Annotated in this window: 13 protein-coding genes; 4 read left to right on the top strand and 9 right to left on the bottom strand. The window is 38.2% G+C overall.

The features are described 5' to 3' along the window. Positions 1-16: 16 nt before the first annotated feature. Entirely contained in the window at positions 17-1,066 is a 1,050-nt protein-coding gene (locus C7B89_RS13405) for a DUF1835 domain-containing protein (protein ID WP_048390048.1), read from the bottom strand. Between the two features lie 141 nt (positions 1,067-1,207). Here C7B89_RS13405 and C7B89_RS13400 point away from each other — a divergent pair, with 141 nt between their 5' ends. Continuing rightward, on the top strand, positions 1,208-2,377 hold the full coding sequence (locus C7B89_RS13400; protein WP_053075666.1) for a pyridoxal-phosphate-dependent aminotransferase family protein: 1,170 nt from the start codon (positions 1,208-1,210) through the stop codon (positions 2,375-2,377). Between the two features lie 326 nt (positions 2,378-2,703). Here C7B89_RS13400 and C7B89_RS13395 read toward each other — a convergent pair whose 3' ends face one another. Both C7B89_RS13395 and C7B89_RS13390 read right to left on the bottom strand, forming a co-directional pair. After that, positions 2,704-4,032 (bottom strand): D-serine ammonia-lyase, encoded by a 1,329-nt coding sequence (locus C7B89_RS13395; RefSeq protein ID WP_048390044.1) that lies wholly within the window; start codon positions 4,030-4,032, stop codon positions 2,704-2,706. Then, positions 4,022-4,495, bottom strand: a complete 474-nt coding sequence (locus tag C7B89_RS13390; protein ID WP_004269357.1) for a YaiI/YqxD family protein — start codon at positions 4,493-4,495, stop codon at positions 4,022-4,024. Before C7B89_RS13390 ends, C7B89_RS13395 begins: the two co-directional genes overlap by 11 nt. Positions 4,496-4,670: 175 nt before the next feature. On the opposite strand from C7B89_RS13390, the gene gdhA reads away from it, so the two are divergent. The 3 genes from gdhA (at position 4,671) to C7B89_RS13375 (ending at position 7,748) form a co-directional block, all read left to right on the top strand. Then, positions 4,671-6,044 (top strand): NADP-specific glutamate dehydrogenase, encoded by a 1,374-nt coding sequence (gene gdhA, locus C7B89_RS13385; RefSeq protein ID WP_004269356.1) that lies wholly within the window; start codon positions 4,671-4,673, stop codon positions 6,042-6,044. A gap of 217 nt (positions 6,045-6,261) precedes the next feature. Continuing rightward, positions 6,262-6,948, top strand: coding sequence for a phosphoribosylaminoimidazolesuccinocarboxamide synthase (locus C7B89_RS13380; protein WP_004269355.1), 687 nt, complete (start codon positions 6,262-6,264; stop codon positions 6,946-6,948). 146 nt (positions 6,949-7,094) lie between these two features. Next, positions 7,095-7,748 (top strand): Yip1 family protein, encoded by a 654-nt coding sequence (locus C7B89_RS13375; RefSeq protein ID WP_115673896.1) that lies wholly within the window; start codon positions 7,095-7,097, stop codon positions 7,746-7,748. A gap of 40 nt (positions 7,749-7,788) precedes the next feature. Here C7B89_RS13375 and C7B89_RS13370 read toward each other — a convergent pair whose 3' ends face one another. The 6 genes from C7B89_RS13370 to C7B89_RS13345 all read right to left on the bottom strand — a co-directional run bounded on the left by C7B89_RS13370 (position 7,789) and on the right by C7B89_RS13345 (position 14,344). Continuing rightward, positions 7,789-9,537 carry a methyl-accepting chemotaxis protein gene (locus C7B89_RS13370; protein ID WP_115673895.1) on the bottom strand — a complete coding sequence of 583 codons (1,749 nt, stop codon included), beginning with the start codon at positions 9,535-9,537 and terminating at the stop codon, positions 7,789-7,791. A gap of 238 nt (positions 9,538-9,775) precedes the next feature. Next, positions 9,776-10,978 (bottom strand): NAD(P)-dependent malic enzyme, encoded by a 1,203-nt coding sequence (locus C7B89_RS13365; protein ID WP_048390037.1) that lies wholly within the window; start codon positions 10,976-10,978, stop codon positions 9,776-9,778. 407 nt (positions 10,979-11,385) lie between these two features. Next, positions 11,386-12,216 carry an MBL fold metallo-hydrolase gene (locus C7B89_RS13360; protein WP_054550793.1) on the bottom strand — a complete coding sequence of 277 codons (831 nt, stop codon included), beginning with the start codon at positions 12,214-12,216 and terminating at the stop codon, positions 11,386-11,388. Positions 12,217-12,270: 54 nt separating this feature from the next. Beyond that, on the bottom strand, positions 12,271-12,825 hold the full coding sequence (locus C7B89_RS13355) for a hypothetical protein (RefSeq protein ID WP_115673894.1): 555 nt from the start codon (positions 12,823-12,825) through the stop codon (positions 12,271-12,273). Next, entirely contained in the window at positions 12,818-13,936 is a 1,119-nt protein-coding gene (locus C7B89_RS23265; RefSeq protein ID WP_244205666.1) for a hypothetical protein, read from the bottom strand. Before C7B89_RS23265 ends, C7B89_RS13355 begins: the two co-directional genes overlap by 8 nt. A gap of 27 nt (positions 13,937-13,963) precedes the next feature. Continuing rightward, a complete protein-coding gene (locus C7B89_RS13345; RefSeq protein WP_115673893.1) occupies positions 13,964-14,344 on the bottom strand; it encodes a sigma-70 family RNA polymerase sigma factor in 381 nt (126 codons plus the stop codon). Positions 14,345-14,519: the final 175 nt, after the last annotated feature.

The raw sequence follows: 14,519 nt of genomic DNA, 5'->3' as shown, positions 1-14,519 counted from the left end.
TCTTTATGCCCTTAGGCTAAAGAGGTTTTTTACGTAATTTCACAGAGTAATGGTGCATGGATTTAGGAATTCCCTTTAATTCAAAAACCCCGCTATATACTAAATAGCGAATTCTATATTCTAAAAAGAAGATATTTGGGGGGGCATCCATTCTTGTTAATAGCTCTGAGATGAATTCACCTGTTTGTATAAAATCAGTACCCCCTTGCTCCTTATGAAGTTGTTCAATCGTTGACATAATCAAATTATCATAATAATTCTCTTGTACTGCTTGAATTTGTCGATGTAGCCATAGTCGACAAACATCCTTTGTCTGTGCTAAACTTTCCCACTGTTGCTGAAAAATTAGACGCTCCTTTGCGGACATTCGCTTTATATCATACATTTCCATGTTCCATTGGTGGTTGATAGCCCGCTGTTCACCTGTGTTGATAAGAACAACTTCATTGGTTTTATCACGTAATAAATAGAGTAGAAATCTAATACCACACTGTTCTTCTGCATTGTACCCACACCAAATGTAAATCTGCAGGTTGCTTGGAATATCCTGTATCTCTCTGATTGTGTTCATTAATTTATTTCGATTTACAAAATCATCCATTCCATCATTAATATTTTCTCTTAGCCACTCATCACGGAATGCCTGTCCTCTTTTTTCATCGAGTTTCCACAATGGTCCAATCGACAAATCCTCTGGAAACCCGATCACATATTTCGGTGGAGCAAGTGTCGCTCGTAAGGAGCCTGCTGCAGATTCCGAGCAAACAATATGTACCATCTGTGCTGAAGTAGTAGTTATGACCTGTTGAATATAATCATTAATAATTTCTACCAACTGATAGAGCTCTTCCTGCCCCATAAAGAAAGACCATCCCTGCTGAGGTGTGCTTTGTTCATGATGAAATGCTGTAAAAGATTCAGATGGCTCAAGCTCATACCCCTGCCATTCCCCCTCCCTCATCACCTCTGCTATTGTGATATACTCTAACGCTTGAATTCTATATACTAGCACCTGGTTTGTGTCGTAGAAGAAATAGATAAATGGATAATGCATGGATGTTTCCATTCGCACTGCCTCCTTTTTAAAAATTGTACCACAATGACAATCTCTTCCATCATTTTTCAAAAAAGTAGTTAGCTAGCACCATAAATATGCTATTATTATAGTTAGAAAATTTTGAATTTCTAGCAAAGGGGATAAATGAATATGTATGAAAATATTTTAAGACATCCGGGGCCAACACCGATTCCAAAAAAGGTACAGCTTGCGATGAATCGGGATATTTTTAGTCATCGTAGTCAGGAATTTGTAGAATTATACCGAGAAACAATTGAATTAGTAAAGCCTGTTTTCGGTACGACACAGGACATCTTACTTTTACCTTCGGGTGGGACAGCCGCGCTTGAGGCTGCAGCTGTTAATACTGTATCTGCTGGTGAAGAGGTTGTCGTCATCACAGTTGGAGCTTTTGGCGACTATTTTGTTTCAATCTGTGAGCAATATGGCTTCCATGTACATAAGCTCGAAAAAGAATGGGGACAAGCTTGTACAGCCGAAGAGCTTCGAGCATTTTTACAGCCATTACAAACTATTAAAGCCGTTTTTGTGACGTACAATGAAACATCCACAGGTATTTTAAACCCTGTTGCTGAACTAGCCCAGGTGATCCGTGAAGAAACAGATGCCCTCGTTATCGTTGATGGTGTAAGCTGTATTGGTGGCGCTCCTGCTGAAATGGATGCTTGGGGCATTGATATTCTGGTGACAGGCTCTCAAAAAGCCATGATGCTCCCACCTGGACTCTCTCTTGTCAGCGTAAGCGAAAGAGCTTGGGAAGTCATTGAAGAAAATCAAACACCTGCTTATTACTTAAATCTTCAAAGCTATCGTAGCTGGGCGGAAAAGGGCATGACTCCTAATACCCCTGCTATCACACTGATTTATGGACTGCATGAGGTGTGTAAGTTAATCGAACAGGAAGGTGGCTTTACGCAAACAGTTGCCCGCCATGACCTCATGAAAAACATGGTGCGAAATGCAATGAAAGCATTACACATGGAGCTATTAACTGAAGATCAATACGCTTCTCCAACTATTACAGCAATTAAAACACCTCAAGGAATTGATCTTGGTGAATTTTTGACGCACCTTAAGCAACACTATCATTTAGATTTCGCAGGCGGTCTAGGTCATCTACAGGGTAAAATTTTTAGATTCGGCCATATGGGCTATTGTTTCCCAAGTGACATTTTACAAGCCGTTTCCCTACTCGAGGCTGCCCTACAAGACTTCTCCTATGATTTCGAACCAGGAGCAGGCGTCCTTGCCGCACAAGAAGTATACTTAGCCGCACAACGTAAAGCACTACAACGTTAAACAGCAAAAACAGGTGGAGAAAAATGACTCCACCTGTTTTTTAATTTGATTTTGTTTCAACTAAACTTGAAATTGCGTTGCACGTTTGTGGACGCTAATCTAAGCGGGTTGCTTCACTTTTTGAGCGCTTTAGTCACTTGTTTGAGCGGGTCCATACATATTGTGAGCGCTTGAGACTCCTGCTTGAGCAGGTCCACACATTTTGCGAGCGCTTTGGACTCCTATTGGAGCGGGTCATCTCACTATTCGAATGCTTTGCTGCATGCTCGAGCGGGATATCACTAGTAGAGGTCGAGCTTCCATCCAAACATAGCTTCACATCGTCTTTAATTAAATTCCTTGGCCTTTGCTAAATAAGCAGCTCGCATCGTAGGTGGGACCATACTACCGCCAGTTGCCCATACAAGATGTGTGGCTTGTGGTAGATGGTTTACTAACGCGTTCTTTTCTAGATAGGATTGACCTTGTTGTAATAAACGAATGGCTCCATACATGCCTGCGTGTGCAGATGGCTCTAAAAATAAACCTTCACTTTCCATCGCTAATCCCAGAGATGTAAACAGCTCTTCATCTGATACAGTATAGCAACCACTTATATACGTCTCCATCACTTTTCCTACAAATTTGGAGGCACGACCAACAGCTAACCCATCCGCTTCTGTTCGATTGTCAAGGCCAATATCTTCTACACTAATTGCGTCATGTAAGCCTGTCATCAGCCCGATCGTCATACAAGGCGAAGTGACAGGTTCTGCAAAGAAAATATGCACATGCTCACCATAAATTTCTTTTAATCCATAGGCAACACCACCGGGTCCTCCACCTACGCCACATGGTAAATAGACGAACAATGGATGTGCTTCATCCACTGAAATATTCGTCCTTTCTAGCTGTTCCTTTAAACGCTTGGCAGCTACGGCATAGCCAGCAAATAAATCCTTAGAATTTTCATCATCAATAAAATGACATTTTGGATCTTGCTCAGCTTCCTGTCGCCCCTGCTCAACAGCTACACTGTAATCAGCTTCATATTCAATCACTGTCGCACCCTTTTCACGCAGTAAGGCTTTTTTCCACTCCTTGGCATCACTCGACATATGTACAACGACATTAAAGCCGAGCTTCTTGCCCATAATGCCGATACTTAATCCTAAATTCCCCGTAGAGCCTACTGCAATCGTATATTGTTGGAAGAACGACTGAAATTCTTCTGTTGCTAAAATTGCATAATCATCCACTTCTTTAAGTCTTCCACTTGCCAAAGCTAGCCTTTCTGCATGTTTTAATACCTCATAAATTCCTCCACGTGCTTTGATCGAGCCAGAGATCGGTAATGCATGATCACATTTTAAAAGCAATTGGCCGGGAATCGCCACACCATATGCTTGTTCAATAGCACTTTTCATTGCAGGAATTTCCTTGATCGTTGATTCAATCAAACCATCACTTTCTAGAAGCTCTGGAAATGCTACTTTTAAATAAGAAGAAAAACGTTGTAATGTTGCTTCCGCATCATCCACTTCAGCCATAGTAAAGAGCGTTGTTTCAGGATTTTTCATCCAATTTGTATTTTCCCACAATACAGTAGCCTTTTTTGCTAGTTCGTTCAACTGCGGATATTGTTCGAATAGTTCGTGTTTATGTTCATTTTTCACCTGTAGATTCCTCCAGTTTATGGGCTAAAATTGCTCGTTCACAAATTTGTCGAAATTTCATTTCAAACGAAATATTGTTTTCTTGTGTTCTTTTTTTAGGTCCCTTTGTTCGTCCACCTGCCCTTCTAATTTTTTGACCAACATGCCGCATATCGAGCAAACGTTCGATGTTTTCATTAGACATTTCTCGTCCATTTTGATCAATCGGATACCCTCCTCGTGCTAAAACCATGGCTGCTAATCCGTAATCCTGTGTAATAACAATATCGTGTTTTGAAAGCGCGTTCACTAGCGTAAAATCAACCGAATCTGGACCTTTGGGTACAATAATTGTTATTACATTATCACGTTCAACACGATGTGATGTATCGCAAAACAAGATAGTTTCTATCTCAAACTCAGATGATATAGATAGCGCTAAATCCACTACTGGACAGGCATCAGCGTCTATAAGAACCTTCACAATAAGGCATCATTCCTTTCTCGTAATTAGATGAATCACTTAGAACTAAATTATTTTAATATAATTTTAAAACAACCTCTCTTGCTCAATTTTTCACAAACTTTAAAAGTATTTTATTGAATAGTTTGAAAAATAGATATACGATACATCTATCAACTAAATGGGGGTTTTATTTATGACAATTACAACTGTTAGCAATGAACAATTAGCAAAAGAATACGTAGATGGCGTATTTGAGCAACTTAAACAACAGAATAGTCATCAAGCGGAATTTTTACAAGCAGCTGAAGAAATTTTCATCTCATTAGTACCTGTATTCGCGCAACATCCTGAATATATTAAGGCCAATATTTTATCTCGTATTGTGGAGCCAGATCGTATTATTTCTTTCCGTGTAGCATGGCAAGATGATAACAATCAAGTGCAAGTGAATCGTGGCTATCGTGTACAATACAGCAATGTCATGGGCCCATATAAAGGCGGTCTTCGCTTCCATCCTTCCGTAAATGAATCCATCATTAAGTTCCTAGGCTTTGAGCAAATCTTTAAAAATGCTTTAACAGGGCAACCTATCGGTGGTGGTAAAGGTGGTTCAAACTTTGATCCGAAAGGTAAATCAGATTCAGAAATTATGCGTTTCTGCCAAGCATTCATGACTGAATTATACCGTCATATTGGTCCAGATGTCGATGTTCCTGCTGGTGATATTGGCGTAGGTGCTCGTGAAGTAGGTTATTTATGGGGTCAATATAAGCGTTTAACAAAAGCAAATGAATCAGGTGTATTAACTGGTAAGACTCCTGGCTACGGTGGCTCTTTAGCACGTAAAGAAGCAACTGGTTACGGTACTGTTTACTTTGTGAACGAAATGCTAAAGGATGCAAATGACTCATTCGAAGGAAAAACAGTAGTTGTTTCTGGATCTGGTAATGTGTCTACGTATGCGATTGAAAAAGCGCAACAGTATGGTGCCAAAGTGGTTGCTTGCTCGGACTCTTCAGGCTATATCTACGATCCAGAGGGCTTAGATTTAGATGCTATCAAAGAAATTAAAGAAGTAAAAGGTGACCGTATCTCAACTTACGTTAATTACCGACCAAATGCTACTTTTACAGAAGGTTGTACAGGAATTTGGACGATTCCTTGTGATATTGCCCTACCATGTGCTACGCAAAATGAAATTAACGGTGAGTCAGCTCGTACATTAATTTCGAATGGTGTGAAAGCAATCGGTGAAGGTGCTAATATGCCATCAGACCTTGAAGCAATCAATGAATTCCTAGAGGCAGGCGTATTATTTGGTCCAGCAAAAGCAGCGAATGCTGGTGGAGTTGCAGTATCTGCTCTTGAAATGGCACAAGATTCTAGTCGCGTATTTTGGTCATTTGAAGAAGTAGATGCGAAACTTCATCAAATTATGAAAAATATTTATACAGACAGCAAAGCGGCAGCAGAAAAATATGGCTTCCCAGGTAACCTAGTAGTTGGTGCAAACATTGCTGGCTTTATCAAAGTAGCAGATGGAATGCTTACTGAAGGCGTCTATTAATAACCTTCTATTTTCAATGTTTCCTAGGATTTGATTTCGGAATATTCTTAATTTCAACCAAGGTGGTAACGAACATTCGTTATCACCTTATTTTTTATCTGCAATTCCGTTATAAAACATCAAAATAAACGTTTTAAACGAACATTTTTATCATTAAATATTTAGAACATTCGTGTTATAATTTTAGAGTACTATGAAAAATATTGGAGGGTTTTTTGTGGAATTATTGTATACAGGTAAAACAAAAAATGTGTTCAAATTAGAAGATGGTCATTATTTATTAAAATTTAAAGACGATGTTACAGGAGAAAACGGCGTGTTTGATCCAGGTGCAAATACTGTTGGTTTAACAATTGATGGGGCTGGCTTGGCTGGTTTACGTTTAACTTCTTATTTTTATTCAAAATTAAACGAACAAGGGGTTCCTACTCATTTCGTTGATGCTAACTTTGAAGATGCAACAATGACAGTAAAACCGGCAACTGTTTTCGGTAACGGTTTAGAAGTGATTTGCCGCTTTAAGGCAGTTGGTTCATTCCTACGCCGTTATGGTGCCTATGTAAAGGAAGGACAAGATTTAGACTCCTTTGTAGAAGTAACAATCAAAGATGATGATCGTTTAGATCCTCCAATTTCTGAAGATGCTTTAGCGATGTTAAACCTGTTAACTCATGAAGAATACGCCATTTTAAAACAACGTACAATTGAAATTTCCAAATTTGTAGCGGCAGAGCTTGCTAAAAAAGGCTTAACGCTTTATGACATTAAATTAGAATTCGGCCGCGATGCGAAAACGAATGAAATTTTATTAATCGATGAAATTTCAGGCGGTAATATGCGTGCTTACAAAGGTGATCAGTATATTGAGCCGTTAGAACTTGAGAAAATTATGTTAGCTGAATAATAGAAACAACCCTAAAAAGAGTCGACAATTACGACTCTTTTTTTATGTGTGGGCTTATTTTTATTTTCCATGAAACTTTTCTTTACTTCACTCGTATATTAACTATATGTAACAAGCAATTATTCTATTATTTTGGAGGTAGTTTGATGGAAAACTTGAATGAGACATCAAAAGAAGAAAGGTCAAAACTAAATCCATTTTTATCGGTTTGGATGCATCCAAAGCAAACGACTCGTTATATGATTAATGAAAAATCTATCGGCTTTGCAATTTTGGTTTTGTCTATTGGTTATATTGGCTCCCTTATGTCTGGATTAATTGATTCAGAATTTCTTCCTGATTTTTCGCCATGGCTTTTAGTCCTATTATGTGTCATTTTTGCTCCTATCGCAGGTATAATTGGCACAGCTATTTCTGCACTCATCTCTTGGCTATTCGGGAAATTATTTAAAGGTACTGGGACTTACTCGGACTTATTTAAGGGGTTAAGCTTAACTGCAATCCCATATATCGTACTGATTCCACTTTATATTATTTGGTTAATGACTTCACCCGATTCATTATTGGATCCTAATTTTATGGGTTCATTACCGTGGATTTTTTGGCCAACTATTTTAGTAAGCATCATTGTGACGATTTGGTCATTTGTTATTTCTGTAGGTGTAGTCGCTGAAGCACATCAAATTTCAAACTGGATGGCTTTCTTCACCATCTTTATTCCAGCCATTATTATCTTCATCGTATTATTTGTTCTTTTCTTTGTCATACTCATCGGAATTATTGGTGTTGGCATGATGTAAAAACATCTCCCCTCTCATTTAAGAGAGTGGGAGATGTTTTTTATAGTTTGAATTGAGCAATGAGAGCTTTCAATTGTAATGCTAATTCTGATAGTTGAGCAGACTTTCCAGCCATATTCTCCATTGAGCTACTTGTCTCTTCTGTCGTAGCTGTTGTTTGCTCGACCCCTGCAGCAGATTCCTCTGCCACCGCAGCAATTTCTTGAATAGAGTTGTTCATTTTATGGCCATCTTCTGTAACTTTCGATAAATTCGTTGAAATTAATTGGACACTCTCCACTACATCATTAATGGAGTGGCTAATCGTGTTAAAAGTTTCAGTAGTAGCTTTTATTTGATTCGTTCCTTCTTTTACTTCTTGGTAACCATCCTCTAAAGAGTTCGTGACCACATCAAAATCTTGCTGAATATTCGTGACGATGGATGTAATATCGTTTACTGAAAAGGCTACTTGTTCGGCAAGCTTACGTACTTCATCTGCCACTACAGCAAATCCTTTGCCATGCTCTCCCGCTCTTGCCGCTTCAATCGCAGCATTTAAAGCCAGCAGGTTCGTTTGATCTGCAATATCCTTAATGACCACGACTAATTTAGAAATTTCCTGTGCTTGAGCATCTAATCTTTTCACTTTCTCAACTGCATTTTGCACGATGCTATCAATCTTTTCCATTTGAGAATTAGAGGATGTCATTAGCTGACTTCCTTCATTCGTTAATGTTAAAACTTCTACTGAAGATTGATGAATATGTGCACCATGCTGATTCGTTTCCTGTAAATCTGCTGTAAAGCGCTCCATTAATGAAGTTAATGCACTAGAATGGTGAGCTTGTCCCTCAGCACCCGATGCTAATTCATGCATCGTAATCGCAACTTGCTCCGCTCCCATATTGACTTCATTTGCTGAATGCGTTAGCTCTTTACTAGATGTATTAATTAAGTCTGATGCTTGGGCAATATTATGAATCATATCCTTCAACCTTATTTGCATTTGATTCATGGCGTTTGCCAGTTTTCCAATTTCATCTTTTGAACGTATAGCCATACTTTCTTGAGATAAATCTCCCTCTGCAAAACGCTCCATGGCTTGAGCCGCTTGGTTAATAGGCTTCGTCATACTACTCGCATATTGCCAAATGATTAATATCCCCACAATAATGGCCAAGCCAATTACTATAAGTGTTATCTTAAGAATACTTTGTGCTGGTTTATTGAAGTCCATTAAATAGGTACTCGCACCAATGACCCAACCCCAATATGGATCTGTTTCTGCATAAACCCCTTTGTCCTCTAATTGACCTGAATTGGGTAACGGCCACGAATATGAAACAAATCCACCACCTTCATTCCCTTTAGCAATGATTTCTTGTATGTACTTAACGCCTTTATCATCCTCTTCATCCCAAACACTCGTACCCTCTATATTTGGATGGGCAACGGACATCCCTTTTTGGTCAACAACAAAAATATAACCATTGTCGCCAAGTTTAATGTCCTTATTAATCGGTCGCTTTCCTTCACTATCCTTTTCTCCTAAAATAGCAATCTTTACTTTTTCCTGAGCTTCCTCTAATGATAAATTGCCTGCTTCTACCTCTTGATTGAATTGCTCAATCATAGCAATCGTCATTTCGACACTATTTTTTAGATTTTCTTTCCCTACTGTTTCTAGGTTTGATTTACTTTGCTGATAGCTTATAAAACCTAAGATAAGTAACGGAATCATTAAAAGCAGCAATGAAAAAGCGATTAGCTTCGTTTTAATAGATCGAAATTGTACGATTGATGTCATTTTCCCTCATCACTTCTTTCAATTTTAAATGGACTTAAGACTTATTTTTTAACCTAAATCTGTCATCAATAAGTATTTCTTCTCTTCAATCAACTATGTAAAACATTCCATTTTACTTAATCATTTTATTACATAAAACACCAAAAAACAACAAATTTCGAGCATATTTGATAAAAAACAGATAGAGAAAAAGCAATACACTTTTCCCTATCTGTTCTAACTTCCCTATTCAATTTTATTAAACAGATAGTGCTGTACTTTGCTGGAATAGCTCAGATACGCCAGATTCTACAGCTGCCCCACTTACTGCGCGTGAGACGATTGCCACAACGCGTTCGTCCAAAGATTTAGGCACAATATATTCTTCCTTTAGTTCTTTATCACTCACAAGGGAGGCAATGGCTTCTACAGCAGCTAGCTTCATCGACTCATTAATATCCGTAGCACGCACATCTAAAGCTCCCCGGAAAATACCAGGGAATGCAAGAACATTATTAATTTGATTTGGATAATCTGAACGGCCAGTTCCCATAACACGTACCCCCCATGCTTTGGCATTTTCATACGTGATCTCTGGATTTGGATTGGCTAAGGCAAAGACAACTGGATTTTCATTCATGGACGCAATATGTGCCTCTGTTAATAGATTGGCTACAGAAACTCCAATAAAGACATCTGCACCTGTTAGTGCATCCTCTAGTGTACCATGTTGCTTCTCTGGATTCGTCAAATGAGCAACCGCTTCTTTAATCGGGTTCATCCCCTCTGTACGCCCCTCATAAATAATACCTTTTGTATCGCACATATAAATATTCTTATAGCCCATTTGTACAAGTATACGTAAGATCGCAATGCCCGCAGCACCAGCACCGTTAATCACAACCTTCATCGTTGCAATATCCTTTTTCACAATACGATTGGCATTAATCATCGCTGCTCCTACAACAATTGCTGTTCCATGTTGATCATCATGAAAAACTGGAATATCACATTCTTGACGTAGGCGATCTTCAATTTCAAAGCATCTTGGTGCTGAAATATCCTCTAAGTTTACCGCACCAAATGTCGGGGCAAGCGCCTTCACAATGCTGACGATTTCATCCGTATTTTTTGTATCTAAGCATATTGGAAAAGCATCAACATTGGCAAAACGCTTTAGTAAAATCGCCTTCCCTTCCATTACAGGTAATGCCGCTTTCGGTCCGATATCTCCTAACCCTAAAACCGCTGTCCCATCCGACACAACAGCTACCATATTACCCTTCATTGTATAGTCGTACACAAGCGAAGGATTTTTCTCAATCTCCACACATGGCGCTGCTACCCCTGGTGAATAAGCCAAGCTAAGATCATAGGAATCTTGTACAGGTACCTTTGAGCTCACCTCTAATTTCCCGCTATAGTGTGCATGCATTTCTAAAGCCTTTTTCATTACGTCCATTCCATCCCATCCTTTTCCCTTTGATTTTTTTATTATATTTCAGAATCATAATACTTTGTGAAAATATAGTCAACGAATTTTCTGTCAATTTATTTTTAACTTCAATAATTCAATGTTTAATGACTTTCATTACATTTTTCTGTCAAATTAAACATTTCACAATCAATTATTTTAAGATAATTAATGCGATTGTTAACACATTATAAAGTGTACACATAGAGCCATTTAGCCTGTTCAACTTTTCACATAGTATTTTTCTTATGTAAATGAGAATTTTTTCACAAACTTTTGTAAGCGCATCCATTGCCCTGATTGACTTCGTCACAATTTATTCACATTTTTTCACAAAGTTTTTTATTATACAGATCAAAGTATTTGTGAAATTCTTAACAAAACAAAAAAGAGCCCTATATAAAGGACTCTTCAGTAAAATGATTAATAAAGGCCGTGATGATATGCTTGGAAGACCATTGCTCTCCCGAAACTTTTGTAATCGGATAATCACGAGGAAAAATTGTTTTGGTGATTTCCTCAACAGAATAACCTTGCATAAATAATTGCTTCACTTTTCCTTGCATGTCTTCCAAATAAGCAATTTTTTCTTGTATTTTCGTTCGACCATCCACTATAAAGCCTGCATGACAGCAATAGACGACATCGAAATCATAGTTTACTATTTTCCTTAAAGACGCCAAGGTATGGACAATGTTTTCTTCATCAAGCACAACCTTTGTCTTTGGCTGGATAAACAAATCACCTGTAAACATAGCGCCTGTTTCCCGATTGTAAAAAGAAAGATGATCTGTAGTATGCCCAGGTGTTTCAATAACATCCCATGTTGCTGCGTTCGTTTGTAAGGTTTGACCAAATGGTTGGGCAACAAACGCGGGTCGTTCCCCCCACAATGCCTGACGATAGAGTGGATAGTCTCCATCTTCAGCACAAAGATTGACTGAATCACGATGAATATAAATAGGTACATTCTTATGATGTTGAATCCACGCTGCATTTCCTGCATGATCCTCATGTGAATGCGTTAATGCCAATTGCTCTATCGGTATATCCTTAAAAAAGGATTGAAATTCCTGCGATAGTGAGTAGGAACCTGTATCAATCAGTAACCCATCCACAAAAAAGCTGTACACACTCATACCAACCCCCTGCACCGCAACTTTCCCATGCGCACATTGTACACCGCGATGATGCTGAATCTCGATACTTTTCTCCCGTTTAAACATCCTGCTCCCCCTTTGCCCCTTGTACAAAAAGTGTAGCATAAAATGAATGGTGAGTCATTTTTGTAAGTAGGTAACAACAAAGGATTTGTTTTTTACATGTTTACGAAGTGCTAACACATGAAGAAATAATCGTATATTTACAGCCAATAAAAGCAATGCGCCTAGGAACAATAATCCCATCTGCCAATCATTTGTAACATTCATTACCAGCGTCCAACTAATAATGACCGCAAAGGAAATCGCTATATATTTTTTCATCACTCTTGTAGTGGAACCCTGTATATCGTGTTTTTGTTCAATGCTTAATAAAATTTTTCCAAATTCCATTATAATCAGCAATTTAATTCCTTGAATTAAAACCGTACTCCAATAGAAGAGAAGATGTGAAGAAAAGAAAGTACTCATCAAGGCAAGAATCATAGCGCAAGCCATATATTTGCTGATAGGTGTTTTTTCTTTATAGAATGAAAGACTTTTTAAATAGGCCCCATAAACAAGGATATCTTGTAGAAGATTAGCGTATTTAAAAACATTTAAATAGATAAATTGAAAAAAGAGCGCCACTGCAAACCATTGTAAAAGTTTTACCTGTTGTTTAGATTCACTCATTGTTTTCACGCACCTTTTCTACCAAATTCGACGTAAAATACGCTTGCGAATATACTCTTTTAGTTAAATAACCATCGGGGCCACTAAAACCTATGGACGTATTGATATCTAAAGGAGCTTCCTTCAATTGAATAGTCAGCTCCAAGCGTTGACCTTTCGTCACTGAAAAAGGGAAATCACTTGCTGTGTAGCGCTGATCGTTTAATCGCCATTCTTTCAACAGTATTTTATCCTCTAATGTAGCTGGAACATAAAATGCATCAAAAACTGCATCCTGCTGAAGGGTAAATGATATGATTTGTTCCGAATCATTTTGTGACTGACTATAGCTATGATTCATGATCTGATTTTCATCAATGAAGGTTTCCCTCGTAAAATGAATTGGGGCAGGTAATTTCACCCCGTCATTTAATACAAGATAAACAGTTTTACTTGCCATCACTTTTTTCATCGTGTTTAAATCAAGCTGAAAAAAAGCTAATCGAATATTTTGATAGCGTAAATCTTGAGAAGTATCCAATGGATAATAAAAGCCATTGACTAGATTTGCTTGCTCTGTTTGATCATATACTATTGGTAATTGCACGTCTTCTGCCTGTAAATATTTCACATATCGATGGTCATCTTTGTTTGTAATATAGCGTACCTCTAAAGCATTCAGTAAGCTATCTGTAACTTCAATTGCAGCAGGAACCACTATCGGTTTTATGAATTGATGTTGTAAAAAAATCGTACTGTTACCGATCAGTAAAATCAAAACTATGGCAACACCAATCGTCTTTTTCTGATCAGCGCCAACTTTAAGCTTTTTCCTAGAGATGTACAGTATGATGCATACGCACAAAATAGCCAAAATCCAGTATATTGGCGAAGATAAATGATCTAATTGTGACATTAACGCACTAGCCCGATCATTATCTACGTGTTGTTCCCCCACCATGAATGCCACAAATCCACCCGTTGCAAGTGTTACAGCAACAGTCAAGACTTTAGGTACCCAGTGCAAAGGCTTATGCTGCTCTTTTGTTGCTTGTTCAATACCTTGTAGACTACGCTGATGTAACGATTCTGGAATGTCTATTTGATCCATCTGCTTTTTTAGATCGTTCACCCTGCCCCTCCTGTTCCAGTGCCTGCTTTAATTTTTTAATGCACGATACAAAATGGTTTTCGTCGTCCCTGATTTAAGCTGCAATACCTGAGCCACCTGAGACAATGTATAATCATGATAGAATCTCAACAAAATAATATCCTTTTCCTCCTTTGTGAGCTTTGTCATCACATCTTCCAACGCCCACCTCTCCGGAAGTTCTTCATGCGGTTCTTCACCTAGTTCTGACTCCAGCTCAAACTCGACGATCGGTTCACGCTTTTTTAGCAAATTTATTGCACAGTTTATGACCATCCTTATTAACCATGTTTTTAAATAGGATGAACTTTGAAGAGAATGTATGTATTTAAAGCTACGGTAAGCGACTTCCTGTACGACATCGAGTGCATCTACCTTTTGATCAAGTATAAAATTCTATCCCCTACTTTAAAAGGGGTATCCTTCACTTTTTCATTTTTATCCGTCACTTTGAACAGGTTATCCGCTACATTAAATTTTATCCGTCACTTTGAACGTTCTATCCTCCACTTTTTCATTTTTATCCGCCACTTTGAGCAGGTTAGCCGCTACATTAAATTTTATC

The sequence above is a fragment of the Lysinibacillus capsici genome (assembly GCF_003367505.1).
Taxonomy (GTDB): domain Bacteria; phylum Bacillota; class Bacilli; order Bacillales_A; family Planococcaceae; genus Lysinibacillus; species Lysinibacillus capsici.
Note: the sequence above shows the minus strand (reverse complement) of the source record. Positions and strands in the feature narration are given on the sequence as shown.

Bases quoted from the DNA above. Each gene is read 5' to 3' on its own strand.
- C7B89_RS13405 (WP_048390048.1), bottom strand. From the start codon at position 1,066: ATGGAAACATCCATGCATTATCCATTTATCTATTTCTTCTACGACACA.
- C7B89_RS13400 (WP_053075666.1), top strand. From the start codon at position 1,208: ATGTATGAAAATATTTTAAGACATCCGGGGCCAACACCGATTCCAAAA.
- gdhA (WP_004269356.1), top strand. From the start codon at position 4,671: ATGACAATTACAACTGTTAGCAATGAACAATTAGCAAAAGAATACGTA.
- C7B89_RS13375 (WP_115673896.1), top strand. From the start codon at position 7,095: ATGGAAAACTTGAATGAGACATCAAAAGAAGAAAGGTCAAAACTAAAT.
- C7B89_RS13370 (WP_115673895.1), bottom strand. From the start codon at position 9,537: ATGACATCAATCGTACAATTTCGATCTATTAAAACGAAGCTAATCGCT.
- C7B89_RS13365 (WP_048390037.1), bottom strand. From the start codon at position 10,978: ATGGACGTAATGAAAAAGGCTTTAGAAATGCATGCACACTATAGCGGG.
- C7B89_RS13360 (WP_054550793.1), bottom strand. From the start codon at position 12,216: ATGTTTAAACGGGAGAAAAGTATCGAGATTCAGCATCATCGCGGTGTA.
- C7B89_RS13355 (WP_115673894.1), bottom strand. From the start codon at position 12,825: ATGAGTGAATCTAAACAACAGGTAAAACTTTTACAATGGTTTGCAGTG.